24 protein-coding genes and 2 riboswitches are annotated in these 25,105 nt (G+C 63.8%); of the genes, 13 read left to right on the top strand and 11 right to left on the bottom strand.

The window, feature by feature from the left end:
• Window positions 1-3: 3 nt before the first annotated feature.
• Window positions 4-939 carry a lysophospholipid acyltransferase family protein gene (locus PRZ01_RS05455; protein ID WP_273595752.1) on the bottom strand — a complete coding sequence of 312 codons (936 nt, stop codon included), beginning with the start codon at window positions 937-939 and terminating at the stop codon, window positions 4-6.
• 192 nt (window positions 940-1,131) lie between these two features.
• Between PRZ01_RS05455 and metK the strand changes: the two genes are divergently transcribed.
• The 3 genes from metK (at window position 1,132) to PRZ01_RS05440 (ending at window position 4,650) form a co-directional block, all read left to right on the top strand.
• Window positions 1,132-2,316: a methionine adenosyltransferase gene (gene metK / locus PRZ01_RS05450; protein ID WP_273595751.1), complete on the top strand. Its 1,185-nt coding sequence runs from the start codon at window positions 1,132-1,134 to the stop codon at window positions 2,314-2,316.
• 143 nt (window positions 2,317-2,459) lie between these two features.
• The gene (locus PRZ01_RS05445) at window positions 2,460-3,563 is read left to right on the top strand and encodes a GGDEF domain-containing response regulator (RefSeq protein WP_273595750.1); all 1,104 of its coding nucleotides are present in this window, start codon (window positions 2,460-2,462) and stop codon (window positions 3,561-3,563) included.
• On the top strand, window positions 3,550-4,650 hold the full coding sequence (locus PRZ01_RS05440; protein WP_273595749.1) for a DNA glycosylase AlkZ-like family protein: 1,101 nt from the start codon (window positions 3,550-3,552) through the stop codon (window positions 4,648-4,650). Before PRZ01_RS05445 ends, PRZ01_RS05440 begins: the two co-directional genes overlap by 14 nt.
• A gap of 31 nt (window positions 4,651-4,681) precedes the next feature.
• On the opposite strand, the gene PRZ01_RS05435 is transcribed toward PRZ01_RS05440, so the two are convergent.
• Window positions 4,682-5,479, bottom strand: a complete 798-nt coding sequence (locus tag PRZ01_RS05435) for an HAD family hydrolase (protein WP_273595748.1) — start codon at window positions 5,477-5,479, stop codon at window positions 4,682-4,684.
• Window positions 5,480-5,564: 85 nt separating this feature from the next.
• Window positions 5,565-5,681, top strand: a riboswitch (S-adenosyl-L-homocysteine riboswitch).
• A 114-nt stretch (window positions 5,682-5,795) separates the two neighbouring features.
• On the opposite strand from PRZ01_RS05435, the gene ahcY reads away from it, so the two are divergent.
• The 5 genes from ahcY to PRZ01_RS05410 all read left to right on the top strand — a co-directional run bounded on the left by ahcY (window position 5,796) and on the right by PRZ01_RS05410 (window position 11,902).
• Complete coding sequence (ahcY, locus tag PRZ01_RS05430) at window positions 5,796-7,232, top strand: adenosylhomocysteinase (protein WP_273595747.1); 1,437 nt, start codon at window positions 5,796-5,798, stop codon at window positions 7,230-7,232.
• Between the two features lie 7 nt (window positions 7,233-7,239).
• Window positions 7,240-8,010, top strand: a complete 771-nt coding sequence (locus tag PRZ01_RS05425; RefSeq protein WP_273595746.1) for a TlyA family RNA methyltransferase — start codon at window positions 7,240-7,242, stop codon at window positions 8,008-8,010.
• A 6-nt stretch (window positions 8,011-8,016) separates the two neighbouring features.
• A complete protein-coding gene (gene metF, locus PRZ01_RS05420; protein WP_273595745.1) occupies window positions 8,017-8,859 on the top strand; it encodes a methylenetetrahydrofolate reductase [NAD(P)H] in 843 nt (280 codons plus the stop codon).
• A gap of 142 nt (window positions 8,860-9,001) precedes the next feature.
• A complete protein-coding gene (locus PRZ01_RS05415) occupies window positions 9,002-9,628 on the top strand; it encodes an OmpW/AlkL family protein (protein WP_273595744.1) in 627 nt (208 codons plus the stop codon).
• Window positions 9,629-9,866: 238 nt separating this feature from the next.
• Window positions 9,867-9,965: riboswitch (cyclic di-GMP riboswitch) on the top strand.
• 68 nt (window positions 9,966-10,033) lie between these two features.
• Complete coding sequence (locus tag PRZ01_RS05410) at window positions 10,034-11,902, top strand: S53 family peptidase (RefSeq protein WP_273595743.1); 1,869 nt, start codon at window positions 10,034-10,036, stop codon at window positions 11,900-11,902.
• Here PRZ01_RS05410 and pepQ read toward each other — a convergent pair.
• Window positions 11,889-13,229: a Xaa-Pro dipeptidase gene (gene pepQ, locus PRZ01_RS05405; RefSeq protein WP_273595742.1), complete on the bottom strand. Its 1,341-nt coding sequence runs from the start codon at window positions 13,227-13,229 to the stop codon at window positions 11,889-11,891. The genes PRZ01_RS05410 and pepQ overlap by 14 nt on opposite strands.
• A gap of 80 nt (window positions 13,230-13,309) precedes the next feature.
• Window positions 13,310-13,909 carry a 5-formyltetrahydrofolate cyclo-ligase gene (locus PRZ01_RS05400; protein WP_273595741.1) on the bottom strand — a complete coding sequence of 200 codons (600 nt, stop codon included), beginning with the start codon at window positions 13,907-13,909 and terminating at the stop codon, window positions 13,310-13,312.
• Between the two features lie 104 nt (window positions 13,910-14,013).
• Here PRZ01_RS05400 and PRZ01_RS05395 point away from each other — a divergent pair, with 104 nt between their 5' ends.
• Window positions 14,014-14,427: a TfoX/Sxy family protein gene (locus tag PRZ01_RS05395; protein ID WP_273595740.1), complete on the top strand. Its 414-nt coding sequence runs from the start codon at window positions 14,014-14,016 to the stop codon at window positions 14,425-14,427.
• On the opposite strand, the gene PRZ01_RS05390 is transcribed toward PRZ01_RS05395, so the two are convergent.
• The gene (locus PRZ01_RS05390; protein WP_273595739.1) at window positions 14,404-14,763 is read right to left on the bottom strand and encodes a DUF2917 domain-containing protein; all 360 of its coding nucleotides are present in this window, start codon (window positions 14,761-14,763) and stop codon (window positions 14,404-14,406) included. The two genes, PRZ01_RS05395 and PRZ01_RS05390, sit on opposite strands and share 24 nt — an antisense overlap.
• 141 nt (window positions 14,764-14,904) lie before the next feature.
• On the opposite strand from PRZ01_RS05390, the gene PRZ01_RS05385 reads away from it, so the two are divergent.
• Entirely contained in the window at window positions 14,905-15,894 is a 990-nt protein-coding gene (locus PRZ01_RS05385; protein ID WP_273595738.1) for a LysR substrate-binding domain-containing protein, read from the top strand.
• 38 nt (window positions 15,895-15,932) lie between these two features.
• Here PRZ01_RS05385 and PRZ01_RS05380 read toward each other — a convergent pair whose 3' ends face one another.
• Window positions 15,933-16,595, bottom strand: coding sequence for a 5-formyltetrahydrofolate cyclo-ligase (locus PRZ01_RS05380; RefSeq protein WP_273595737.1), 663 nt, complete (start codon window positions 16,593-16,595; stop codon window positions 15,933-15,935).
• 39 nt (window positions 16,596-16,634) lie between these two features.
• Here PRZ01_RS05380 and PRZ01_RS05375 point away from each other — a divergent pair, with 39 nt between their 5' ends.
• Window positions 16,635-18,788, top strand: coding sequence for a lytic transglycosylase domain-containing protein (locus PRZ01_RS05375; protein WP_273595736.1), 2,154 nt, complete (start codon window positions 16,635-16,637; stop codon window positions 18,786-18,788).
• A 149-nt stretch (window positions 18,789-18,937) separates the two neighbouring features.
• Window positions 18,938-19,618 (top strand): glutathione S-transferase family protein, encoded by a 681-nt coding sequence (locus PRZ01_RS05370; RefSeq protein WP_273595735.1) that lies wholly within the window; start codon window positions 18,938-18,940, stop codon window positions 19,616-19,618.
• Window positions 19,619-19,718: 100 nt separating this feature from the next.
• Here the strand turns inward: PRZ01_RS05370 and PRZ01_RS05365 are convergent, their stop codons facing one another.
• Window positions 19,719-20,231, bottom strand: coding sequence for an FxDxF family PEP-CTERM protein (locus PRZ01_RS05365; protein ID WP_273595734.1), 513 nt, complete (start codon window positions 20,229-20,231; stop codon window positions 19,719-19,721).
• Between the two features lie 185 nt (window positions 20,232-20,416).
• Between PRZ01_RS05365 and PRZ01_RS05360 the strand changes: the two genes are divergently transcribed.
• Window positions 20,417-21,634: a multifunctional CCA addition/repair protein gene (locus tag PRZ01_RS05360; protein WP_273595914.1), complete on the top strand. Its 1,218-nt coding sequence runs from the start codon at window positions 20,417-20,419 to the stop codon at window positions 21,632-21,634.
• A 38-nt stretch (window positions 21,635-21,672) separates the two neighbouring features.
• On the opposite strand, the gene PRZ01_RS05355 is transcribed toward PRZ01_RS05360, so the two are convergent.
• The 4 genes from PRZ01_RS05355 to tsaB are packed head-to-tail and all read right to left on the bottom strand — an operon-like array spanning window position 21,673 to window position 25,092.
• A complete protein-coding gene (locus PRZ01_RS05355) occupies window positions 21,673-22,836 on the bottom strand; it encodes a class I SAM-dependent methyltransferase (RefSeq protein ID WP_273595733.1) in 1,164 nt (387 codons plus the stop codon).
• On the bottom strand, window positions 22,833-23,789 hold the full coding sequence (locus PRZ01_RS05350) for a uracil-DNA glycosylase (RefSeq protein WP_273595732.1): 957 nt from the start codon (window positions 23,787-23,789) through the stop codon (window positions 22,833-22,835). Before PRZ01_RS05350 ends, PRZ01_RS05355 begins: the two co-directional genes overlap by 4 nt.
• Window positions 23,786-24,352 (bottom strand): ribosomal protein S18-alanine N-acetyltransferase, encoded by a 567-nt coding sequence (gene rimI, locus PRZ01_RS05345; RefSeq protein ID WP_273595731.1) that lies wholly within the window; start codon window positions 24,350-24,352, stop codon window positions 23,786-23,788. The genes PRZ01_RS05350 and rimI overlap by 4 nt, the downstream gene beginning before the upstream one ends.
• Window positions 24,349-25,092 carry a tRNA (adenosine(37)-N6)-threonylcarbamoyltransferase complex dimerization subunit type 1 TsaB gene (gene tsaB, locus PRZ01_RS05340; RefSeq protein WP_273595730.1) on the bottom strand — a complete coding sequence of 248 codons (744 nt, stop codon included), beginning with the start codon at window positions 25,090-25,092 and terminating at the stop codon, window positions 24,349-24,351. The genes rimI and tsaB overlap by 4 nt, the downstream gene beginning before the upstream one ends.
• Between the last annotated feature and the right edge of the window lie 13 nt (window positions 25,093-25,105).

Raw genomic sequence — 25,105 nt, 5'->3', positions numbered from 1 at the left:
GGCTCAGGCCTTCCCGGCGGGATCAGTTGCAGCGGCAGCATCCGCGGAGGCTGGCGCTGGGGCCGTGCCAATGTCTAGGCCACGCGGCTGCTTATAGCGGTGGTAGCCCCACAAATATTGGGCGGGCGCGAGTCGAATCATTTCTTCCATGGCCTTGTTGATGATTGCGGCTGCGGATTCTGGGGCCGAATCGGCAGCGATCTGCGGCGCCGGTCGCACATGCACCACAAAACCGCGCCCCTGCGGCAATCTGTCGCCCCAGATCAACAAGGCGGCAGCTCCGGTCTGCTGCAAGAGCTTGCCGGCCATGGTCATGGTGTAGGCCGGTTGGCCAAAAAACGGTGCCCAAACGCCCAAACCCTGCGGTGGCACTTGATCCGGCAATAGCCCAATGGTTTGGCCCCGGCGCAGCGCACGCAGCATCTGGCGCACCCCTGCCAGATTGGCCGGCGCGGTGAACAAGCCAGGTCGCTCGCGGGAGGCGTCCACCACCTCGCGCAACCACGGCTGGCGCGCAGGGCGGAACAGCACCGTGATGGGATTGACCGCCTCTTCGCCCGCCACCAACTGGCCGGAATACCGATCAGCAAAGGCCTGCGCACAAATCTCGAAGCAGCCCAAATGCGGCGTTAGCAAGACCAACCCCCGGCCTTGCTGCAGGGCGGCGTCGATCAGTTCGGCGCCGTCCCAGGTCAGGACCGGGCCCAGCGCCTGCCCGGGTGGGCGCATCCACAGCCAGGGGGTTTCCAAAATCATGCGCCCCGCATGCGCAATGGCCCCTTTCGCCGTCGACCAAGGCAGGCCCGCGATCTGCACATTGGCCTGAAAACGCCGCCGGTAGGTGGGTGAACCCCAGTAGGTGAGCCAGCCAGCCAGGGAGCCCAAAGCATGCAGCCAGCGCAAGGGTAATTTGGAGAGGACGCGAAACAGGTTCAACATATTTCTATAATTGTTCCATCGCCGAGTTAATGGACTACTTGCGGGGCGATGCGGATTGTCTTTCTGGCCTTTATCTCAGGATCACATCAACCGCCGGGCAGCGATGCTCAATAAATGCTGCTAAAGCGTTCGCCGCGTCTCCTTGACAGCACGGCAACGCCGATGAACTGTTGACATTCATGGAGTGTAAAAGTGGCGAACAACGATTTTCTATTTACTTCTGAATCTGTTTCCGAAGGGCACCCCGACAAGGTGGCCGATCAGATCTCGGACGCGATTCTCGACGCAATCTTCACGCAGGACCCGCTCTCTCGCGTGGCTGCGGAGACGCTGTGCAACACCGGACTGGTCGTGCTGGCAGGTGAAATCACCACCAATGCGCATGTCGACTACATCCAGGTGGCGCGCGACACCATCAAACGTATCGGTTATGACAACACCGAATACGGCATTGACTACAAAGGCTGCGCGGTGCTGGTGGCCTACGACAAGCAGAGCAACGATATTGCCCAGGGCGTGGACCACGCCTCGGACGATCACCTGAACACCGGCGCCGGCGACCAGGGCCTGATGTTCGGCTACGCCTGCGACGAAACGCCCGAGCTGATGCCCGCGCCGATCTACTACGCCCACCGCTTGGTGGAACGTCAGGCGCAGTTGCGCAAAGACGGCCGCCTGCCCTTTTTGCGCCCCGACGCCAAGAGCCAGGTAACGCTGCGTTATGTGGACGGCAAGCCACACAGCATCGACACCATCGTGTTGTCGACCCAGCACGCCCCCGAAATGAGCCTGGGCGACAAGATGAAGCCTGAGTTCTACGAGGCCATCCGCGAAGAAATCATCAAGCCCGTGCTGCCCAAAGAATGGCTGACGGCGGACACAAAATACCTGATCAACCCGACCGGGCGCTTCGTCATCGGCGGCCCACAGGGCGACTGCGGACTGACAGGCCGCAAGATCATCGTCGACACCTATGGCGGCGCCTGCCCGCACGGCGGCGGTGCCTTCAGCGGCAAAGACCCAACAAAAGTGGACCGCTCGGCCGCCTATGCTGCCCGTTATGTGGCGAAGAACATCGTCGCCGCCGGCCTGGCGCGCCAATGCCAGATCCAGGTGGCCTACGCCATCGGCGTGGCCCGCCCGATGAATGTGACGGTCTACACCGAAGGCACCGGTGTCATCAGCGACGACAAGATCGCCGCCCTCGTGAACGAGCACTTCGACCTGCGCCCCAAAGGCATCATCCAGATGCTGGACCTGCTGCGCCCGATCTACGCCAAGACAGCCGCCTACGGCCACTTCGGCCGCGAAGAACCCGAGTTCACGTGGGAACGCACCGACAAAGCTGCAGCCCTGAGGGCAGCAGCCGGGCTGTAAGCCTCGCGCAGTCACACCCAAGGCCGGTGGTTTGCTAACGCCCGCCGGCCCCGGTAAACCCTCATATTTAGGGCAACAACGTCATTCTGAGCGGGGTCATAATCAGAAAGCACGGTTTCCGTGCGTTCAAGCGCGTGACGCCCATGCTGCAAGCCCCCCTACCGACAGCGCTGCCGCCCTTGCGAATTCTGGTTGTCGACGATCAGGCCTCGACGCGTGAGGTCTTGAGCGCCCAGTTGCAATTCGCCGGCCATGCCGTGGAAGAGGCCGACTCTGCCGAGTCGGCGTTGCAGGCGTTTCAGCGCCATCGCCCCGACCTGGTGTTGCTGGATGTCGAAATGCCCGGGCATGACGGCTACTGGGTGGCCAGCCAGATGCGGGCGGCGGAAGCCGGGGGATGGACCCCCATCATCTTTCTGTCGAGCTTGGACCAAGACCATTGCCTCTGGCAAGCCATCGAGTCCGGCGGCGACGACTATCTCGTCAAGCCCGTTTCCAGCACGGTATTGCAAGCCAAGCTGCGGGCCATGCAGCGTTTGCGCCGCACGCAAAGCCGGCTGATCGAGCTGTCGGACGAACTGCGTCTGGCCAATGAGCAACTCACCCGCCTGAGCCATGAAGACGCGCTGACCGGGCTGCCCAACCGACGCAGCTTTGACGCACGCTTGCAGCAAGAGATTTTGGCGGCGCAGCGCGAGCAGCAACCGCTCACGCTGGTGCTGTGCGACATCGATTTCTTCAAGGGCTACAACGATTCCCTAGGGCATGTGGCAGGTGACGCCTGCCTGCAGCGGGTGGGCTCGCTGCTGCAGGGCATCTGCCGCCGTCCACGCGACTACCCCGCCCGCTACGGGGGTGAAGAATTTGCGCTGATCCTGCCGCTAACGCCACGCTCCGGCGCCATGACCTTTGCCCGTGCGGTGCTGCGCACACTGGCGCTCACCGCCATGCCGCACCCCAGTTCCAGCGTCGCACCCCACCTGACCTTGTCAGGCGGAATCACCACCTGCATCCCCGACCAGGACACCGCCGTTGAAGGCCTGATCCGGCGGGCCGACGACGCGCTATATGCCGCGAAATCCCGCGGGCGCAATTGTTTTTTCAGCTTTGAAATGCAGATGGACACACGCGAACAACGCAGCGCCAGCCGGACCGCGGCTGATTTTCAAGCCAGCGGTCGTGCGCCCTTGTCCGGCTTTGGGGACTTGCTCAGCCCAGCACCGCCCTCGGTCAATGGCCAAAAGTAGTCCCGACCTGGCAAGCCTGCGCCGTTATGCCATTGCGCGCAGCCTGTTCAAACCCACCCACTTGCCAGGCGCCATCCGACGGCTCGGCTTCGTACAGGCCGACCCCATGCGCGCCCCCGCCCGAGCACAGGACTTGATTCTGACCTGGCGGGTCAAAAACTACCGCGCGGGCGATCTTGAACAGCGCTACCCGCAACTCGACATTGAAGAAGACTGCTTCGTCAATTACGGTTTTCTGCCCAGAGAGAGCCTGGCCTTGATGCACCCCCGTACGCCCAAGCGGACCTGGGATGCCAAGACCCGCCAACGCGCCGATGAGCTGCTGGCCTGGGTGCAAACCCAGCCCCAGCCTGTGCACCCCAGGCAGGTGCAGCAGGTGTTTGACCACGGTCAGGTGAGGCGTTATTGGGGCGGGCAAACCAATGCCGTAACGCATTTGCTTGACGGCATGCATTACCGCGGCATGCTCAGGGTGGCGCGCCGTGACAAAGGCACCCGCGTCTATGCGGCGACTGCACACCCCGAGGCCGACGATAGCCCCGCCGCCCGCCAACAGCGCGCCACCGCCCTGCTTGATCAGGTGATCCATCTCTATGCGCCGCTGCCCGCTCGCACCCTGGGGCAGCTGGTGTCACTGCTGGCCTATGGCGCGCCGCATCTGCGCGCGGAAGTGCGGGCGGCACTGGCCCATGCACGCCAGCGTTATGGGCACGCGCTGATCGAGGGGCAGACATGGTTCTGGCCGGCTGGTGAATCGCCGGCGTCCCGCAGCCATCGGCCTGACACCCAGTTGCGCCTGCTGGCGCCCTTTGATCCCGTGGTGTGGGACCGCCGACGCTTCGAGATGTTCTGGGGCTGGACCTACAAGTTCGAGGCCTACACCCCGGCGTCGCAGCGCAAGATGGGCCACTACGCCCTGCCCATGCTATGGGGCGAAGACATGTTGGGCTGGGCCAATCTGCGCGTGGTCGAGGGCCGGCTTGAACACGAACTCGGCTTTGCCAAACCGCCCCCACAAGGCCCTCAATTCGAGATCGCACTGCAGCAGTGTCTCGCCCACATGAGCGAATTCCTGGGACTCGACTAGGTCCGGGTAAGGCAACGGCAACTCGCGGCAATCAAGCGGCTTCGCCCTGGCGAGCAGCGAGCAATGCCGTCGCCATTTCAGCAAATCCCTGGCCGCGCTCCCCTGCCGTGAGGTAGCTGGGCCGCCAGTGCATCTGCGGCAAAAAGCGCTGCAGATTGGCCACGCCCACGCTCAGCGGCATGTGCTCAAACATCAGCTCGTCATTGCTGGAGTCGCCCACATACACCCATTCATCGGCAACAAATGCCAGCCCGAGCCGGTGAGGCACCGCCCATTGCGCGGCGCTCCATTTGCTGTGCTCGCCGATCCAGCCGTTGATATGGATGGAGCTGACCGTGGCCCGCAAGCCGTGCTCGCGCATGAGAGCACAAACCTCGGCCACCTGCGCGGGCGGCAAATGGGCATGCTCGCTGTGGTCGACGGCAATGTCGGTCAACCGACCCGCGCTGTCGGTGGCGAGGCGGCTGCCGGGCACACGCTGCAAGATGTCTGCGGCGCAGCCTTGCAAACGCTCAAAATTGACGGCACGCGTGACCTCGTCTTGGGCGAAGTCCCGCAGCAACTGGCCCTGCGCATCCCGGCTGAGCAGTACCGCGCCGTTTTCAGCCACGATGGCGGCCACGGGCCAGGTCAAGGCGAATTGTTCGCTCCAACCCGCCGGGCGCCCGGTGATGGCGATGACGGGCACGCCCCCCGCCTGCAAGGCCTGGAGCGCGCGCCAGGCCTCCGGGGCGATGCGCCCGTCAAGGGTCAGGGTATCGTCAATGTCGGTGAGCACACCTCGCAAGGGGCGCAGGGCAGCAGCGGGGCACAGTGAAAAAGCTTGCATGATGGTGGCATTGTCGCCAGTCCGCCGTGCAGATTTGCACGCCGTCATTGAGATCATCAGCACGTTCTTGCGGCTAGAATTACGCCACTCCGAGGAGCGTTGCAACTTCATCAAATCCCTGCACAGGGGATGAAGCCAGGCTCGGAATCGAATTCGGTGTCGCTCTTCAGACACCGATTCTTCGCAACCGCGCTCACCCGCTGCCGTTTTGTGTGGGTGATTGCGTCTTGGGCGCCTTGCAGTCTCGGACCTGCCCCGCAACCCTCACTTCGCACAAAGTGGCAGTGGCTTCAAAACTTGAAGGAGCCCGTCCGCCATGAATACCGTTGTGAAGAACACACTGAGCCCCGAGCAATACCATATCGCCGATCTGGCCCTGGCCGCCTGGGGCCGCAAAGAAATCAATATCGCCGAGAGCGAGATGCCCGCGCTGATGGCCATCCGCAAAGAATACGCCGCCAGCCAGCCTCTCAAGGGCGCGCGCATCACCGGCTCCCTGCACATGACGATTCAGACCGCCGTGCTGGTCGAGACCCTGCAAGCCCTGGGCGCCGAAGTGCGCTGGGCCTCGTGCAATATTTTCTCCACGCAAGACCAGGCGGCCGCCGCCCTGGTGGCGGTGGGCACGCCGGTGTTCGCCTACAAGGGCGAAACACTGGAAGACTACTGGGACTACACCCATCGCATCTTCGACTTCGGCCCCGCCGGCACCCCCGGTGAAGGCCCGAACATGATTTTGGACGACGGCGGCGACGCCACCCTGCTGATGCACTTGGGCCAGAAGGCCGAAAAAGACCTGAGCGTGCTGGCCAACCCCACCAGCGAAGAAGAGCGCGTACTCTTCGCCGCCATCAAGGCCAAGGTGGCCGAGGACGGCACTTGGTACACCCGCAAGAGTGCGGAGATTCTGGGCGTTACGGAAGAAACCACCACTGGCGTGCACCGCCTGAAAGAAATGTCCGCCAAGGGCACGCTGCTGTTCCGCGCCATCAACGTCAATGACTCGGTCACCAAGAGCAAGTTCGACAACCTCTACGGCTGCCGCGAGTCCCTGGTGGACGGCATCAAGCGCGCTACCGACGTGATGGTTGCCGGCAAGATCGCTGTCATCGCTGGCTACGGCGATGTGGGCAAGGGCTCGGCCCAAGCCATGCGCGCGCTCTCGGCCCAGGTCTGGGTGACCGAGATTGACCCCATCTGCGCCCTGCAAGCCGCCATGGAGGGCTACCGCGTGGTCACGATGGAATACGCCGCCGACAAGGCCGACATCTTCGTCACCACCACCGGCAACAAGGGCGTGATTCGCCACGAGCACATGGCCGCGATGAAGAACAATGCCATCGTCTGCAATATCGGCCACTTCGACAACGAGATCGACATCGCCTCGATCGAGAAGTACCAGTGGGAAGAGATCAAGCCGCAGGTGGATCACGTGATCTTCCCGGATGGCAAGCGCATCATCCTGCTGGCCAAGGGCCGCCTGGTTAACCTGGGCTGCGGCACCGGCCACCCGAGCTATGTGATGAGCAGCTCCTTCGCCAACCAGACCATTGCGCAGATCGAGCTGTTTGCCCACAAGGACGCCTACGACATCGGCAAGGTGTATGTGCTGCCCAAGCATCTGGACGAGAAGGTGGCTCGCCTGCAGCTGACCACACTGAATGCGCAGCTGTCTGAACTCACCGAAGAGCAAGCCGCGTATATCGGGGTACCGAAGAGCGGCCCGTACAAGCCGGACAGCTACCGCTATTGATTGGCTGATGCGCGCCGATCAATTACTCGTTGCGCTTGGCCTCTGCAGCACACGCTCAATCGCTCAGCGGCTGATCGCGGCGGGCGCGGTGGAGTGGCAGTCGGCCAAAGGCTGGACGCCGGTCACCAAGGCCGGGCAGGACTTGATCCCCGGCGTGGCGCTGCGCGTGGGCGACGATGCGGAAGCACGTTATGTCTCGCGCGGCGGGCTCAAGCTGGAAGGGGCCTTGAAGCACACGGGTTTGACGGTCAGCGGGCTGACCGTGCTGGACATGGGCCAAAGCACCGGCGGCTTCAGCGACTGCCTGCTCAAGAGCGGCGCAGCTGGCGTGGTCGGGGTAGACGTGGGCCATGGCCAGTTGCACGAGCGGCTCAGGGGCGATGCGCGCATCGTCGCGCTGGAAGGCCTGCACGTGCGTGAGCTGGCGGCCTCAGAGCTCGCCAAGCACAAGCCGGCGACCGGATTTGAGCTCATCGTCGGTGACCTCAGCTTCATCTCCATGCTGGGCGCCCTGCCCGATTTGACGCCGTGGTTGTCTGAGCAAGGTCACGTCTTGCTCTTGATCAAACCGCAGTTCGAGTTGGGCCCCAAGGCCGTGGCACGGGGTGGTTTGGTCAAGGACGCCAGCCAATACCCGCGGCTAGAAGCCAAGGCCCGCGAGGCCTGTGCCGCTGCGGGCCTCACCGTGCGCGACTATTTCGACAGCCCCATCACCGGCGGTGACGGCAATAGAGAATTTTTCCTCTGGGCCACACGCGCGCCTGGAGACAAGGAATAAGCAACCATGAGCACGAACAAAAAGACGCCCGTCAGCTTTGAGTTCTTCCCGCCCAACACACCCGTGGGCACCGAAAAACTCAAGACCGTGGTGCAGGACCTCAGCGTCCTGAATCCCCATTACTTCAGCGTCACCTACGGCGCAGGCGGCTCCACCCGCGAGAAGACCCTGGCCACGGTGATGGACATTGCCGCCAGCGGGTTTGAGGCCGCACCACACCTGAGTTGCGTAGGCTCCACGCGCGAGAACATTGCCGAGATTCTGGCCACCTACCGGACCCAGAACATCCGCCGTGTGGTGGCCCTGCGGGGCGACCTGCCCAGTGGCACCGCTACCGCCGGTGAATTTCGTTATGCCGCCGAGCTGGTGCGCTTCATCCGCGAAACGCAAGGCCCAGATTGGCAGATCGAGGTCGCCGCCTACCCCGAGTACCACCCGCAGCAACGCTATGCAGCCAAGGATTTGCAGCACTTTGCGGACAAGATGGCGGCGGGGGCCAATGCGGCCATCACCCAGTTCTTCTTCAACCCCGACGCGTATTTTCATTTCGTCGACGAGGCGCGCAAACTCGGCGTTAGCGCACCCATCGTGCCGGGCATCATGCCCTTCCATAACTACGCTCGCATCGCCCAGTTTGCCGCGCGTGACGGCATCGAAATCCCGCGCTGGGTGGCCCTGAAGATGGAAGGCTATATGGATGACACGGCCTCCATCCGCGCTTTTGGCTTGGATGTGATGACCCGCGTGTGCGAGCGTCTGATCGCGGGCGGCGCACCCGGCGTTCACTTCTATACGCTCAATCAGTCCGCCTTGACGCTGGAGTTGTGCAAACGCCTCAGTCTTGGCTAAGTTTCTTGCGCTGGCTCAAATCCGCACAGCCCTCCTCGTGAGGGCTTTTTTTCGTTTGCGATATGTCAAGGGCAGGCCCGCCCGAGATCGATTCAATGCTGTCTATCGGGACTTACTCCCAGACCTAGAAGGAAGCATTGAAATGTCCATCACCCTCACAAAGACTCTCGCCGCATCGCTGACCGCAGCCGCCTTGGCCTGCACCGCCCTGGCCGCACAAGCGCAACAAGAAGGCCCCTGGATGGTGCGTGCCCGCGCCGTCAATCTGGATTCGGCCAACAGCGACAGCACCGGTCTGGGCCTGAGCATCAACAACAAAGTAATTCCTGAAGTCGATATCAGCTACTTCATCACGCCCAATATCGCGACTGAGCTGATCCTGACCTATCCGCAAAGCCACGACATCCGCTCCAACGGCAGCAAGATCGGCACCCTCAAGCACCTGCCGCCCACCCTGTCGCTGCAGTACCATTTCATCCCCAACGGCACCTTCCGCCCCTATGTGGGTCTGGGCGTCAACTTCACCAATTTCTCGGAAGTGAAGTTTGACTCTGCCGTGGACACCGCGCTGCACCCCAGCACCGACAACACCAGCTGGGGCCTGTCCGCCCAGATCGGCGCTGACTACCAGATCGCCAAGAACATCTACCTGAACGTGGATGTCAAAAAGGTGCAGATCGGCACCAAGATCTATTCCAGCGGCACCGAAGTTGGCAAATTCAAGGTTGACCCGCTGCTGATCGGCGTCGGCGTCGGCATGCGCTTCTAAACGATCCAATCGTTCTGAGCAGTTTTTTGCTCAAGCGGCAAGCGGCCCGGGTGGCCCCCGGGCCGCTTGCATTTCAGCCCCGCTGCAGCGCGTCACGATGAATCACCCTGAATCACGAGGCGGGGCGTGAACTCGATCACAGCGCCGATCTTCTTTACAGAAACCCCAGGTGCACGCGTCGAACCTTGAGGTTAGAGTCGCATCCAATGGTTTCCCAGGGTTCACCCCAGGAAGCCACCAGTATCGAGGGCAAACCTGTCGAAAGCCAGGGACGCAAAGCCACCGGCCTACAGCGCTCACGCCACAAGGCAAGCGCCAAGGTAGCGGGGTTGCCAACAAAGCCAGGGCTTTGTTGACTGTGTTTGGCCCTCGCCCGCCTTTGCATTGAGTTGGAGCGACCTGGCCATGACGCAGCAGTCCCTGAAGTCTATCAAATCCGGCAGCGCCTTGCTGCTGCCCACCGTGCTGGCCACCTTGCTCAGCGCCTGCGGCGGCGGGCAGGACACCAGCGCCGCACAAGCGACGACACAGGCGGCAGCCACCAGCAGCGTCAGCGTCACAACGGCCAACAGCGGCGACACGGGCCTTGCGCAAGCCCTGGCGGCCACGCTGCCCGACACCGCCGGGCAACAGCAGGCGCAGGCAACTTTCCACATTGCCCCGGTTTTGCTGAACGAACCCGGCGACACCGATGCGCAAGGCGACAACACCGCCTCCGCCGGGCGCCAAGCCACCCAGCAAGACGTCCCTGCCGAGTTCAGCGGCATGGCCTCCCGCGGCCTCACGGTACAGACCCTGCAGGCCAACCGCCGCAGCAGCGCCCTGGCCTCTTCCAGCGGCGAGTCGGCCGCACCCAAGGCCAGTACCTCGGCCGTGTCCACCTACACGCCCGCCCAAATTCGCGCCGCCTACGGCCTACCTGCCTTGCCCGCCGCTGGCGCCACGTTGACAACGGCGCAGGCCGCCCAATTGGGTGCGGGCCAGACGATTTACATCGTCGACGCCAAGCACGACCCTTATGTGCTGGCCGAGCTCGCTGCCTTCAACCTGAAGTTCGGCCTGCCCACTTGCACCAGCAAGGCGATTGCCGCCTCCAGCAGCCTGCCCTTGGCCACCGCCTCCAGCACTGCCTGCGAGTTCTCGCAGGTGTACAGCACCTCGGCCGGCGGTCTCACCAGCACCGTTCCCGCATATGACTCGGGTTGGGCCACTGAAATCACGCTGGACGTGCAATGGGCGCATGCCACCGCCCCCCTGGCGCGCATCGTGCTGATCGAAGCTGCCGACGCCTCGCTGACGAACCTGTTGGGCGCCGTCAAGCTGGCCAATGCCATGGGCCCCGGCGTGGTGTCGATGAGCTTTGGCGCCACCGAAGGCAGCTACACCGCCTCGGTCGACGCAGCCTTCAGCGTGGCCAAGATGAGTTATCTGGCCGCCACGGGTGACAACGGCGCCGCCGTGTCATGGCCAGCCGTTTCACCCAATGTGGTGGCCGTTGGCGGCACCAGCCTGAGCTACAGCGGCAGCGGCACGCGCAGCGAGGTCACTTGGTCGGGAACTGGCGGCGGCGTTAGCGCCTACACCGCCACGCCCAGCTACCAAACCGTGTCGGTGCCGGGCATGGGCACGCCCGTGCGCCGCAATGTGGCCGACGTGGCCTTCAACGCCAACCCCAGCACCGGCCAGTATGTGGCGGTGCAAACCACGGCCGGCGGCGCCATCAACTGGGTCAGCGCGGGCGGCACCAGCCTCGCCACACCGCAATGGGCGGGCCTGCTGGCTGTGGCCAACGCCGTGCGTGCCCAAGCCAACAAAGTCGCGCTGGGCGCGCCACATAACCTGCTATACCAACAGATTGCCACCGTGCCGGGCAACTATGCCAGCGCCTTTGCCGACGTGAAGACCGGCACTGATGGCAGCTGCAGCACCTGCACTGCCAAGACGGGCTACGACACCCCAACCGGCCTCGGCACCCCCAACGTCACCAGCCTGTTGAGCCTGAGCACCACCCTGGGCGCAAGCACCGCGCCGGTGATTACCGCAGGCAGCATCACGGGCAAGGCCGGCACGGCCTTCAGCTACGCCGTCAGCTATACCGCCACCAACGCCGTAACCTTCACTTTGAGCGGGGCTCCGACCGGCATGAGCATCAGCGCTGCAGGCGTGCTCAGTTGGTCCAAAGCCGTGGCCGGCAGCTACACCGTCACTGTCATCGTCAAGGACAGCAAGACAGGCCTGACCGGTCAGGCTGCCATCAGCATCAAGATTGCTTGACGTCCGGCCGGGGCAGCCCCGCCAAGGCGGCAAAAGCGTCGCGGGTCAGGTTCTCAGGCGGGCTGCCGGCGGCACGGCACACCACATCGTCTTCAATCCGCACCCCACCGAAGCGGCTGAGATGCTCGACCAGCGTCCAGTCCACCGAAGCCGCGATTGGCGTGGCCTGCAATTTGCGCAGCAAGGTGGGGATGAAGTAGAGCCCGGGCTCGATGGTCACGACCATGCCCTCATCCAGCGGGCGTGTCAGCCGCAGGTAGGGATGCCCTTCAGGTTTGGCGGACACGCCGCCCTGCTCGTCGGCCATGAATCCGCCCACGTCATGCACTTGCAGCCCGATCAGATGCCCGATGCCATGCGGGAAGAACGTCGAGGTCACACGGGCCTCCAACTGCGCCTCCACGCTCATCTTCACCACGCCAAGGTCTTGCAGAATAGCGGCCACGAGGCGGTGCGTGCTGAGGTGGATGTCGCGATAGTCCACGCCGGCGCGCACCTCGTCCACCAGCGCCAGCTGGGCTGCTTCCATGTGCGCCAGCAAGGCGTCGAAGGCGCCGTCGCCAGCACTCCAGCTGCGGGTGATGTCGGAGGCATAGCCGTTGACCTGTGCGCCAGCATCAATCAGCAAGCTGCGTGATTGGGCGGGGGCAACGGCGTCTTGGTATTGGTAGTGAAGCACCGCGCCGTGCTCGTTCAGCGCGACGATATTGCTGTAGGGCAGATCACGGTCGGTGTGCCCGCAGGCGGCGAGATAGGCGCGGTGGATTTCAAGCTCCGAGGCGCCTGCCAAAAATGCATCGCGTGCAGCCCGATGAGCAGGCGCCGCGCGGCGCGACGCCGCCCGCATCTGGTCCAGCTCGTACTCGCTCTTGTAGGCGCGCTGGTAGTGGAGGAGGTTCAGCAGATTTTGCGGGTTATTGGGCGTCAAACCCGGCAACGCAGCATCCGCCTCGCCGATGATGGCCAAGCGCCCAGGCACCTGCAGATGGGCAGCGGCGTCCTCGGGCTTGCCGATCAAAATCAGCTCCACCAACGGCACCCATTCCCCAGTCGGATCGGCCGGCGGCACATGCCAGTAGTCGTCAGGCTGGTAGTACACCAGCCGGGGTTTGTGCCCGGGGCGAATCAGCAACCAGCTGTCAGGATGATTCACCAGCGGCAGCCAGTGCTTGAAATGCGGGTTGGGCGCGAAGATGTAGGGTCGGTCATCCAGAAAGGCGAATTTCTCGACGCCCGATGCGATCAGCATGGCGTCAAACCCGCAGCGCGCCAAGGCCAGTTCGGCCCGGGTCTGCAGATGGCTCAGGTGTTGGGTGTAAGTGCTCATGTGGGAATTGTCAGCGATACCACCGTCCCGGGTACAGGGCGACCCGGCCCCCGTTAGCCGCCCGCACCCTTTAGCAACCTTTAGCAACCTTTATCCCACACCACGCCTTCTTCAGTGATCATGGCGTCCAGCGGCACATCGTGGGGCAAGGACTTCAGCAGGGCTTGAAAGCCGTGGGCATAGGCCAGGCCGGCGGTGGCGGGGCGTGGCACCAGCGCGGCCAGGGTGCGGTCCATGAATCCACCGCCATAGCCCAGGCGCAGCCCGCAGGGGCCGTAACCCAGGCAAGGCACCAAAACCAACTGGGGCTCAAACACTTCAGTGTCCTTGGGCTTCAGAATGCCGTAGGCGTCTTCTTCCATCGGGCAGCCTGGGTACCAGACCTGAAAACTCAGGGTCCCGCTCATTTTGTCCACGACCGGTAGACCGATGCGGCGTTGCGGGTCTGACTCGCTCCAGCGGTACAACGACGGCAGCGGATCAAACTCACCCTTGATGGGCCAATAGGCGCCAATGGTCAGCTCACGGCGCGGAATCAGCCAAGCGCGCAGCACGCTTTGCAAGACCTCGGCGCGCTCGAGACGATCTGGCATGTCTAGCCGCTCACGGATCAAGCGGGAGCGCAGGGCGATACGGTCGTTCAAATCCACACGGGTCTCCGAAGCAGGTTTGAGCACCATTGTGCAGGCAGCGCGCTACCTTCGCTACAGTCCAGGCTCAGTCCCCGCATTCAACCCGCACCCCACACATCGCGCATCACGCACCACGCGCAAGGATCCCGCCGATGAGCCAAGAATTCGCCCAGCATTGCGCCGAACTGTTTGCCCCATTGGGCCCTGTGCGCCTGCGCCGTATGTTTGGCGGACACGGCCTGTATGTGGACGATTTATTCGTCGCCTTGATTGCAGACGAGCAACTCTTCTTGAAAATCGATGCACAAACCCGGCCCCGCTTTGAAGCCGCCGGCTGCCGCCCCTTCACCTACCAGCGCGAGGGCGAGACGATGAGCCTGGGCTACTTCTGCCCGCCGGAAGAGGCGCTGGAGTCATCCCCACTGTTGATGCCCTGGGCACGCCTGGCCATGGAGGCCGCGCTGCGCGCCCAGGCCGACAAATTGGCCAAAGCCGCAGCGGCGGTCAAGCGACGCAAAGCACCGGCCAAACCCAAGGCCGTCTCAAAACCCAAGACGCCGACTTGAATCCAACTCAGCGATTTGCGCCGCCAACTGCGCTTTAAAGCGCGCCCAGCGAGGGGCACCCACCCTGCGAGGGCAAGGCGGCACAAGCAGTTGAAATGTGGCCTTGGGCCAAGCCTCCACCACCACCTGCGCGCCGTGGGCGAGATGCAGGCTTTGCCCGGCTTCCAGCCAGACATCCTCGGGCAAGGCTGAGGACCAATGTGCCGAGGCCGGCTGTGTCAGGGTCAACCAAAGCCGGCCGGTGCTCAGCACCAGGGTCCGTTCACCCGGCCCGATGTCGAGGCCGAGCGCTTCGCCGGCCCCCAAGTGCCACAGCCCTTGTTGCGAATTTGTCATGACTTGCACTCCTCGATACACCGCCCAGAAAATCCGGCGACTCGCCAGTTGCGGCATTCAATCCGGGTATGCGATGAATATTAAGAGTCCTCACGCGGACCGTCCAATGAGATCGCCGCGCCGAATTGATACCATTCGCGCATGAATAAGCCCCCACCCCCTGCGCCAGCGGCGACACGCCAACGGCCCTTGCCCATCGGCCCGCTGCGGGCCTTTGAGGCTGTTGCCCGATGCCTGAGCTTTCGCGCAGCGGCGCAAGAGCTACACCTGACGCAATCGGCAGTCAGCCGCCAGATTCAATCCCTGGAGGAAGACATCGGCTGCACGCTGTTCCTTCGCGGTACCCGGTTTGTGGCCTTGAGCAGCGACGGCGCCTTGCTCAAACCGGCCATCGAATCCGCCTTGCAACGGCTGGACCAGGCGGTGCGCCAGATTCGCCGGGCCCGCGGGCGGCGCGTGGTCAACGTCACCACGTTTGCATCCTTCGCCTCACTGTGGTTGATTCCGCGCTTGGAGGCCTTTCAGCGGGATTATCCAGACATCGACATTCGTGTCTCCGCACATGACGGCCTGGTCGAACTTGACGACAGCGAGACCGATGTGGCGCTGCGTTACACCGCACCTGAGCGGGTTCCGCCGGACGCGCACCGATTGTTCGGCGAGACGCTCACGCCCGTCGTCAGCAGCTTGCTGGCCGAGCAGGCCGCACAAGGCGCGATCCCGCCCTTGCGCCGTGCCGCCGACTTGCGGCAGCACACCCTGGCGGAAGAAGACGACCACCGGCCCAGCGCCGAATTTTTAAGCTGGCGGCATTGGCTGCGCCTCCAGGGCGAGGCGGAGCTGCAGCCGCGCCGTTGGATGTATCTCAACTTCACCTACCAGCAAGTTCAAGCGGCCCTGGCGGGCCAGGCGGTCGCGCTGGCGCGGCTGGTGCTGGTGTCGGAGCAACTGCAGCGCGGCGACTTGGTCGAGCCCTTCGGCCCCGCCGCGCGCATTGCCAGCCCATTTGCGTACTGGATGCTGCAATCCGCGCAAGGCCAACACCGCCCCGAAGTGCAGCAATTTGTCGCCTGGGTGGGCGAGCAAGCCGCCTTGTCACGCCAGGCGGTCGGAGAAGCGATCGGCGGTTAAAACTAGGCCATTGAAAACAGGCGGTTGAGCCTTTCGCCTTATGATGAAATGACCTCATGCTCCGTAATGAGCAAAGTCAGCGGACAGTCGTGAGCCTCCACGGCAAAACTCGTTTCGCTGATCGACCAAGCCACGCCCAGGCTGGTCACGCCCGGATGCGCCGCCAGCCAGCGGTCAAAGTAGCCGCCGCCATAGCCCAGCCGATAACCTTCACGCGTGAAGCCGACGCAAGGCACCAGCACCACGTCGGGCACTACCGCTGCGCCACGGCTGCTGGCGATGCCACATTCATCCTGCACATTGGGTGCCGCCCCGTCCCAGCGCCGAAACTCCATGCGGCGCGGCGACTTGTAGGCAAAGGGCAAAGCCCAGGGCAAAACGTGCCGATGCGCCGTTGCAAGAATTAGGGCCTCCTCGTCGGAGCCGTCCTCACCACCATCCGCCAAGTCGAGGTCGTCATGCACCGTCAAACCCCGCAGGGCCGCGGCTGCGTTAAATTCACACTCAAGCGGCCAGTACAGCCCCAGGCATTGCGGCTCCAGTTGCGTCAGCACCGCCCGGATCTGCTGGCCCAGGGCCGCATCGGCGGCTTGCCCAGCCGGCGTGCTCAACCAGGCTTGGCGGTGGGCCAGCAATCGGCGGCGCAGCGCGGCGCGGTCATGAGGCAGCGTATCCTGAGGCGGTACGGAAGATGTTGGCATTTGAGGCACTTGATTTCACCCGAAAAGAGGGACTGAGTTTTGGCAGTATATGAAGCGCACGTGGGGACGCGGCAGGGCCGCAGCAGCTCGCAACAAGGACAGCAGCAGCAGTTGCATTGGCTGCAGCACCTGACCCTGGCCGCAATGCTGACGCTGAGCCTTGGCGGCATCTCCACAGGCTGGGCGCAAAACAGTGCACGGCCTGCAGACAAAGTCGTGGAGCCCGCCAAGGCCGATGCCTTGCTGGATGAGGCCCGCGAGGCCCTGCGGCTCAAAGACAAAAAGCGTGCCACGGCAGTCGCCGCCGTGGCAACAGAGCAGCGCCACCCGCTGGCCGCCTGGATGGATTACTGGCAACTCAATCTGCGCCTGAGCGAAATCTCACAGCCCGAGTTGGACGCGTTTTACGCCCGCTGGCCTGGCAGTTACGTGGAAGATCGCATGCGCAACAACTGGCTGCTGGAGCTGGGGCATCGCCGCGACTGGGTGAACTTCAGCGCCGACTATCCGCGCTTTCAAATGCGTGATGACCGGGAAGTTGCTTGCTACGCGGCACTGGTCGACATCCTGAGCGCCAAGCCGTCCAAAGACGCCCGCGACAGCGCTCGCAGCGCCTGGCTCGCGCAGCGCGACGGGGATGAAGGCTGCCAGCTCCTGGCCAGCAATTTGTTTGAAACCCGGCAAATCAGCAGCGCCGATGTCTGGCTAAAGCTGCGGCTGGCGGCAGACAACAACAAAGCTCGCCTGGCGCGGCAAACGGCGAGCCTGCTCGGCAAACCGCTGGAGTTGAGCGTGGTCGAAATTTTCGACAATCCCATGCGCTACCTGGCCCGCAAAGCCCAGGGCAGCGGCCGTACCCATGAGGAGCTGACCACCCTCGCCCTGATCCGCCTGGCGGCCAACGACCCCGCCATGGCCGCCGAACAACTGAGCAGTCGCTGGCAACGCCAACTCCCCCCGGATCTGGCCGCCTGGGCCTGGGCGCAAGCTGGCCGACAAGCTGCGCTGCGGGTGAGCCCCAATACGGCCGATAGTGCTGACTATTTCGACCACGCCCTGAAACTGGCGGGCAAAGACAAAGCCGGCCCGGGCTGGAGTGACGACACACTGGCCTGGTCGGCACGTGCCGCACTGCGCGACGGCCGCTGGGCACAAGCGCTGAAAAGCATGGCGTGGCTGAGCGACGCCGAACAAAGCGACACCACCTGGCAGTACTGGCGAGCGCACGCGCTGATGGCCACCGCGGCCGAAGGCGCGCCCGGTGAAGCGCTGCGCCAAGAGGCACGCACGCTGCTGCAAGGCATTGCCTCACCGCTGAACTTCTACGGGCGACTGGCAGCCGAGGAAGTGGGCGGCAGTGGGAACAACGGCGGCAACCCGCTCACGGCCCTGCCCCCAGCGCCGCCGCCTCTGAGCGCCGCCGAGCGCGCCACCGTACAAAGCCACCCCGGCATCAACCGCGCGCTGGTGTTGATCAACAGCGATTTGCGCAACGAGGGGGTGCGTGAATGGAATTTCAGCCTGCGCAAATTGAATGACCGGGAGCTGCGCGCTGCAGCCCAGGAGGCCTGTGACCGTGAAGTCTGGGACCGTTGCATTAACAGCAGCGAACGCACGCGGCGCGAGATCGACCTGAACCAGCGCTTTCCGGTGCCCTTCAGGCAGGAGCTTCAAGCCAAGGCGCGTGCGGTCGGCCTGGACCCCGCCTATGTCTATGGCCTGATCCGCCAGGAGTCTCGCTTTGTCACCGATGCGCGCTCCCACGTGGGCGCGGCCGGGTTGATGCAGGTGATGCCCGCCACGGCCCGCTGGACCGCCAAGAAAGTGGGCATCGATTTCCGCCCTGAATTGCTGGCGGACCGGGACTTCAATGTGCGCATTGGCGTGAGCTACCTCAAGCTCGTGTTGGACGATTTTGGTGGCTCCATGGCCATGGCCGCCGCCGCCTACAACGCCGGCCCCGGACGGCCACGCCGCTGGCGCGAAGGCCCGGCAATGGACGCGGCCCTCTGGGTGGAAAACATTCCCTTCAACGAAACCCGCGATTACGTCAAGAAGGTACTGACCAACACCACCGTGTACGCCCAACTGCTCAATGAAGAGGCCAGCGCCAGCAGCCTGCGCGCCCGACTGGGCCTGCAGATCGGCCCCAAGGCGGGGGCAAGCAACAGCACGCTCCCGGTCGACCCCTGAGAATACCGACACGTGCGGAGTGATGCCGCAGGCGCAACAATCCGGCGCAACGATCTCATCAACCGAAGCCGGCACCCCGTTTATGCTGGCACGCCTGACATCGACACGTTCTACCCGCCCAACGCCACGCGCCCACACACCAACACACCATGAAGCTCTACATCGGCAATAAAAATTATTCCTCGTGGTCCATGCGCCCCTGGGTGTTGTTGAAGGCCTTCAACATTGCGTTTGAAGAAGTGCGGCTGCGCTTTGACTTCACGCCAGGCTCAGACTTCTACAAAACGCTGGATGCCATAGGTGCCACGGGCAAAGTGCCCGTGCTGGTGGACGACACCGGCTTTGCTGTGTGGGACACCCTGGCCATCGTCGAAACCCTTGCGGAGCGTTTTCCAAGCCACGCCATCTGGCCGCGTGACCCGCAACTCCGCGCTCGTGCCCGCAGCGTCTGCGCCGAAATGCATTCAGGCTTCAGCGCACTGCGCAACACCTGCCCGATGAATATCGAAGCCGATCTGTCCGGCCTGAGTGCCGAATTGCTCGCCAAGGAGCCCGCCCTGGGCCGCGATTTGCAAAGGCTGCAAACGCTGTGGGCCGACGCATTGGCGATAAGCGGCGGGCCGTTTCTGTTCGGTCAGTTCAGCGCCGCGGACGCATTTTTCGCCCCCGTGGTGATGCGCCTCCACGGCTACGGCCTGCCCGTGACCGCACAGGCCAGTGCCTACGCCCGCACCCTACAAACCCACCCAGCTGTGGCCGCCTGGGTGAACGAGGCCCTCGCGGAACAAGACTTTATTGAACTCGACGAGCCTTACCGCAAAAGCCGATAAAGACCGACGACAGCACCAAACGCCCCAAATGAAAAGCGCCCGAAGGCGCTTTTCATGAACCCGCCGGCGCAGGATCAACGTCGAAAATTAACGTGCAGATTCAACGCACTTGGCGACGCCGCACCACAAAACCCAGCGCACCCAAACCAGCCAGCAGCATCGCGTAGCTTGCGGGTTCAGGCACCGCCTGGGTTGAACCCACCGCAGTCACAGTCAGTGTCCCTGAATAGGAGGCCGCCGTGCTCAGCGTGCTGCCGACCAAATCCAGCACAAATCCGGGCGTTGACGTCCCTTCAACGTAGCCGAACTCCACCTTGTTCTTGCCCAAAGGCGCTGTGAAGCCAATGGCCGTACCGTTCAATGTGGAAGTCAACCAGCTGACGTTCTGGCTTTGCAGGCTCAAGCTGAAATCAAAGCTGCTGAAAGGCAGCCCGGTGAAGGTCAGTACATCGGTCCCCCCACTGAGCAGCGCCGGCGTGCCGGTGAAATCAGCAGCAAAAACCGGTGCCGAACCCACGGGCGACACCAGCGTGAAGTTCAAAGTCTGATTGGCTGCGAAGGCCGAGACCGACGACAAGGCAAGCACACCTGCGGCGAGGAATTGAGGTTTCATGGCAATCTATCCCTATGATGGTGATGCAGGCATCGGTTCGGTAATCCCAGCGATTTCCAGGCCAGTCTACCTGCGGACTTTTGGGTGATCTCAACGCTGTTTCACAGACACAAAGAGGCCACCACGACGACATTCCCATTCAATGTAGCGACCGTCTGTGTCGGTTTTTTGTACGAATCATGTCAATGCAAACCTACCTGGTCGGCGGGGCCGTGCGCGATGCCTTGCTTGGGCGCCCCGTCAGTGACCGCGACTGGGTGGTCATCGGCGCCGATCCGGCCGCCATGCTTGCCGCCGGATTTATGCCGGTCGGGCAAGACTTTCCGGTCTTTCTGCACCCAGTCACGCATGAGGAATACGCCCTGGCACGCACCGAGCGCAAGACCGCGCCGGGCTATCACGGCTTTACTTTTCACGCTGCCGCCGATGTCACGCTGGAACAAGACCTGGCACGCCGCGATCTGAGCATCAACGCCATGGCACAAGCGGCCGACGGCCAAGTCATCGACCCCTACGGCGGGCAGCGGGATCTGGCTGACAAGGTGCTGCGGCACGTTTCACCGGCCTTTGCCGAAGACCCCGTGCGCATCCTGCGGCTGGCGCGCTTTGCGGCGCGTTTTAATGACTTCACCGTGGCGCCCGAGACGCTGGCCTTGATGCGCCGCATGGTGGATGCGGGTGAAGTCGACGCCTTGGTGGCAGAGCGCGTGTGGCAGGAAGTGGCACGCGGCCTGATGGAGGCCCGGCCTTCACGGATGTTTGAGGTGCTGCGCAGCTGCGGCGCGTTGGCCCGCCTGTGCCCCGAGCTGGACCGCCTGTTTGGCGTGCCCCAGCCGCCCGCGCATCACCCCGAAATCGACACCGGCCGGCATGTGATGTTGGTGCTGGACCACTGCGCGCAAGACCTGGCACCACTGGCCGTGCGCTATGCCTGCCTGTGCCACGACTTGGGCAAGGGACTCACCGCCCCGGAACTGCTGCCGCGCCACATCGGCCACGAAGGCAGCAGTGCCCGACTGGCCCGGACGCTGAGCGAGCGCTGGCGCGTGCCCAACGACTGCCGAGAGTTGGCCGACTTGGTGGCCCGCGAGCACACGCATGTGCACCAGAGCGAAGGCTTCAGCGCCGAAGCGCGATTGCGATTGATGGAACGCTGCGACGCCTGGCGGCGGCCCGAGCGCTTCTTGCAAATGCTGTGGGCCTGCGAATGCGATGCACGCGGGCGCCTGGGCTTTGAGGATCGCGCTTACCCGCAGCGTGCGCGATTGCAGGCCGATTTACAGCGCCTGCTTGCACTGGATCTCGGCGCCGTCAGTGCCAGCGCGATGGCCGAAGGCAAGACCGGCCCGGCGATTGGGCGCGCCGTGCAACAAGCGCGCCTGGAAGCCTTGCTGAGCGCCTGACACCGGCTGGTGGCCGCTGCAAAAACAGCAGCGCCACGTCACAAGGTATGGCTGCGATCCCCGTGGGCAAAGCCTATCGCCTCGAATTCTTCGCCCACGGCGAAGCCGATGACCTTGAAGAGCTCGCCCATCTCATGCTCCGCCATCAACCGGAGTGCCATGCTGCGCTCAGGCACACTGGCCGCTGCCATCAATTCGGCCAAGCCACAGTTCAGCAAAAAATTGGCTTGGCTGGTATAGCCCAGCACGCAAAGGCCGGCCTCCTGCCCGGCCAGGGCGATGCCGGTGAAATTGACGTGCGCGGTAATGTCTTTCTGCCCCACGCTCACCAACGGATTGGTATCGGCCCGGTGCAGGTGGTGGCACATGAGGGTGCCACCATGGCGTTGCGGCAAGTAGTACTCGGCCTCAGGAAAACCGTAGTCCAGCAAAAAGATCGCACCGCGCTGCAGCTTGGCGGCCAGCGTGCGCACAAAGGCTTCGGCTTGGCCGTGGATTTCAGTCACGCTACCGGGCGGAAATTGCGAGGCAGCATCCTGCGGCGGCCAGGGCGGGTGCAAGGGCGATGGCTGGTCGGCAAAAGCGAAGGCCACGCCGGGTTCAGTGGCAGTCACCACACCGCGCTCGGCCCAGGCCTTGCCATCGAAGGACAGCAGTTGTACCGGCATCGCATCCAGCACCTCGTTGCCCACCACAACGCCTTCAAAGCCTTCAGGCAATTGCTGCACCCAGTGCACTTTGTCAGCCCAGGGCTTCAATCGCTCGGCCTGCCGGGTCGCCAGATGGCCGGACAGGTCAACAATGCAGTAGCGCTCGACCCGCTCGCCCAAGGCGTCAAGCAACTGCGCGGCCAAGGCGCCCGTGCCGGCACCAAACTCCCAAACCGTACGGGTCCCGCTCACCGCCAGCGCCTGGGCAATCTGAGCCGCCAGAGCACGCCCGAACAAGGGCGAAAGCTCAGGCGCGGTGACAAAGTCCGACCCGCTCTGCGGCATCAAGCCAAATTTCTGCCGCGCATTGCTGTAATAGCCCAGGTCGGGCTGATACAGCGCCAGTGCCATGAACTGGTCGAAACCCAGCCAGCCACCGGCGTCGCGAATGGCCTGATGAATTACCGCCTCCAGCCGCACGGTGATTTGCCCGTCTTCGGCGAATTCAAGGGCTTGCACAGCGTCAGCCGGCAGCGCTTGGTCCGGACTCATGGCTGAGCCTCCAAGGTGGTGAGCGCCAGGCACAGGTCAGCCCAGGCACGGGGTTTGTCTGCTTGCTGGCGCAACAAATAGGCGGGGTGATAGCTCACCACCACTGGAATCGATAGGCCCTGATGGGGATAGGCATGCACGCGGCCGCGCAAACGCCCCAAAGGCTCGGTGGTATTCAACAGGGATTGAATCGACTGCGGGCCCAGGGCCAGGATCAGCTTGGGTTGCAGCAATTCAATCTGGCGGGCCAGCAGGGGTTGGCATTGCTGCAACTCGGCCGCACCTGCAGAACGGCCCGGCTGCGGCCGGCATTTGAGCGGGCTGGTCACAAAGACGGCGGGCTCGGCGTCGCTGGCGCCCTGCCCCGACAGCGTCAAGCCCATGGCGCGCAGCAGATGGGTCAACAATTGCGCCGCCTCGCCATTCAACGGTGCCTGCGGGTCGGCGCCCTCACCCGTTGCCGCCTCAGCCGCGGCGTCCACCACCACCAGGCATTGCACGGGGGCCATTCCCTCTTGGGCTTGGGCTTGCCCTTGCCCAAAGGTGCGGCTGCCACCACTCAAACTGCAGGCGCGGCAATTGGCCGCGGCGGCCCGCAAAGCCTTCCAGTCCAGGGCTTGCACGGCGGGACGCAATTGCGGTGCCGCCGAACGGCCGAGCGAACCCGCCTCTCGCAAGGCGGGCGGCAAGGCCTCCATCGAGGCGATCGCCGCATTCACGCGGGGCGATGGCGCGTCGCCCTTGGCAGGCCGATCTACGGAGCACTCAACTGGGGCCTCGGCCCGCTCAGCCTTCAAATCAACGGCCGACTCATCCGCCTGAACATTCGCCCGAACTTCCACCAGATCATCCACCCGACCATCGGCCAGATCGTCAGCCAATTCTTCGGCACGCGGCCACACGCGCAAGCCCATGGCCGCCAGCATGGCACTTTGGCGTTCGTCCCAAGTCATGACGGGCGCCCTTCTTGTTCAATGTCAGGTAGGCATGCCGCCTCTTGAATGGGCAAGCTCATCAGCACCGCGTCTTCACGCTGCCCCTGGTGCGAGGGGTAGTAGGCCCGGCGCACGCCCACCTGACTGAATCCGTAGCGGGCGTACACCTGGCGCGCCCGCTCGTTGCCCTGGCGCACCTCCAGCCAGAGCTGGGCGCAACGTTGATCGCGGCATTGCTGCACCAAAGCGTCTAACAAACGTTGCGCCAGACCTTGCCCCTGAAACTCGGGCTGGACCGAAATATTGAGCAAGTGCATTTCGTCCACCCCTTTCATCGCCAGAAAATAGGCGCACAACTGCGGCGGGGTGGTCTTGTCCTTGCGATGCCACATAGCCATGGCCAAGTAGCCGGCCGCCAGCGAGTCGATGAAGTTGCCGTCGCTCCAGGGCTGCGCGTAGACCCGCCGTTCGATGGCCATGACGGCGGGCAGATCGGCCAGTCGCAAGACGCGCAGCGCGAACGGCTCGGCCGCCGAGTCGGCGCTCAACGTGACAGAAGGATGGCGGGGCAAGGCACTCATGATCCGGCGGCGGCACGGGCCGCCAGGCGCTCTTCGGTGGTTTGTGCCACCTTGTCGCGCACATAAACCGGCATGGCCTGGGCTGCGTCCATTTGCAGCCCCTGTGACCAGGCTTGCATGGCCAGCACGGCCAAGGCGCGAGCCCGTGAACGGCTCTGCGGCCAAGCACGCGTGCCGAACAAGGCGCCAGCAGGCGCCAAGGCTTCAGCAAAAATCGTGAGTGCCGAGCCCGCCACAGAAAATTCCTGCCCACGGCTCAACCAGAGCGCCGTCAGATCCGCCGGTTTGTACAGGGCTGCCGCGTCATCGCAACGCCATGTGCCATCCGGCGCGCATTGGAACAGCGCGGCATAGATTTCACCCATCCGGGCATCCATGGCGACCCACACCGGGCCGGCCAAGGGCGCGCCAGCCGCCTCGGCCTGCTGGCGGGCGTCTTCAGCCACCAAGGCCAGGCTGTCGACGGCCAACACCGGCTTATCAGCACCAAAAGCCAGCCCCTGCACTACCGCGCAAGCTGCGCGCAAACCCGTGAAGGCGCCCGGCCCGCGCCCGTAGGCAATGGCGTCCACATCGGCCAGGCGCAGGCCCGCGCCCGCCAGCAAGGCCAGGGCTTCGGGCACCACGCGCGCTGAAGCTTGCGCCCCGCCCTCGGCCTCAAAATAGGTGGCACCCGCCGGGCAGGTCAGCGCCAGGGCCATGGTTTCGGTCGAGCTATCAAGGGCCAGCAGTACGGTCATGAAAACAGTGTAG

Origin of the sequence: Roseateles koreensis, assembly GCF_028595305.1 — a bacterium.
GTDB lineage: Bacteria > Pseudomonadota > Gammaproteobacteria > Burkholderiales > Burkholderiaceae_C > Paucibacter_A > Paucibacter_A koreensis.
The sequence above is the reverse complement of the archived record's forward strand: the minus strand, read 5'-3'. Positions and strand labels throughout refer to the sequence as shown.

Bases quoted from the DNA above. Each gene is read 5' to 3' on its own strand.
- PRZ01_RS05435 (WP_273595748.1), bottom strand. From the start codon at position 5,479: ATGCAAGCTTTTTCACTGTGCCCCGCTGCTGCCCTGCGCCCCTTGCGA.
- PRZ01_RS05395 (WP_273595740.1), top strand. From the start codon at position 14,014: ATGAGCCAAGAATTCGCCCAGCATTGCGCCGAACTGTTTGCCCCATTG.
- PRZ01_RS05455 (WP_273595752.1), bottom strand. From the start codon at position 939: ATGTTGAACCTGTTTCGCGTCCTCTCCAAATTACCCTTGCGCTGGCTG.
- PRZ01_RS05415 (WP_273595744.1), top strand. From the start codon at position 9,002: ATGTCCATCACCCTCACAAAGACTCTCGCCGCATCGCTGACCGCAGCC.
- PRZ01_RS05355 (WP_273595733.1), bottom strand. From the start codon at position 22,836: ATGAGTCCGGACCAAGCGCTGCCGGCTGACGCTGTGCAAGCCCTTGAA.
- pepQ (WP_273595742.1), bottom strand. From the start codon at position 13,229: ATGAGCACTTACACCCAACACCTGAGCCATCTGCAGACCCGGGCCGAA.
- PRZ01_RS05445 (WP_273595750.1), top strand. From the start codon at position 2,460: ATGCTGCAAGCCCCCCTACCGACAGCGCTGCCGCCCTTGCGAATTCTG.
- PRZ01_RS05385 (WP_273595738.1), top strand. From the start codon at position 14,905: ATGAATAAGCCCCCACCCCCTGCGCCAGCGGCGACACGCCAACGGCCC.
- PRZ01_RS05440 (WP_273595749.1), top strand. From the start codon at position 3,550: ATGGCCAAAAGTAGTCCCGACCTGGCAAGCCTGCGCCGTTATGCCATT.
- PRZ01_RS05390 (WP_273595739.1), bottom strand. From the start codon at position 14,763: ATGACAAATTCGCAACAAGGGCTGTGGCACTTGGGGGCCGGCGAAGCG.
- PRZ01_RS05360 (WP_273595914.1), top strand. From the start codon at position 20,417: ATGCAAACCTACCTGGTCGGCGGGGCCGTGCGCGATGCCTTGCTTGGG.
- metF (WP_273595745.1), top strand. From the start codon at position 8,017: ATGAGCACGAACAAAAAGACGCCCGTCAGCTTTGAGTTCTTCCCGCCC.
- ahcY (WP_273595747.1), top strand. From the start codon at position 5,796: ATGAATACCGTTGTGAAGAACACACTGAGCCCCGAGCAATACCATATC.
- PRZ01_RS05365 (WP_273595734.1), bottom strand. From the start codon at position 20,231: ATGAAACCTCAATTCCTCGCCGCAGGTGTGCTTGCCTTGTCGTCGGTC.
- PRZ01_RS05425 (WP_273595746.1), top strand. From the start codon at position 7,240: ATGCGCGCCGATCAATTACTCGTTGCGCTTGGCCTCTGCAGCACACGC.
- PRZ01_RS05400 (WP_273595741.1), bottom strand. From the start codon at position 13,909: ATGGTGCTCAAACCTGCTTCGGAGACCCGTGTGGATTTGAACGACCGT.
- tsaB (WP_273595730.1), bottom strand. From the start codon at position 25,092: ATGACCGTACTGCTGGCCCTTGATAGCTCGACCGAAACCATGGCCCTG.
- PRZ01_RS05380 (WP_273595737.1), bottom strand. From the start codon at position 16,595: ATGCCAACATCTTCCGTACCGCCTCAGGATACGCTGCCTCATGACCGC.
- PRZ01_RS05350 (WP_273595732.1), bottom strand. From the start codon at position 23,789: ATGACTTGGGACGAACGCCAAAGTGCCATGCTGGCGGCCATGGGCTTG.
- PRZ01_RS05370 (WP_273595735.1), top strand. From the start codon at position 18,938: ATGAAGCTCTACATCGGCAATAAAAATTATTCCTCGTGGTCCATGCGC.
- rimI (WP_273595731.1), bottom strand. From the start codon at position 24,352: ATGAGTGCCTTGCCCCGCCATCCTTCTGTCACGTTGAGCGCCGACTCG.
- PRZ01_RS05410 (WP_273595743.1), top strand. From the start codon at position 10,034: ATGACGCAGCAGTCCCTGAAGTCTATCAAATCCGGCAGCGCCTTGCTG.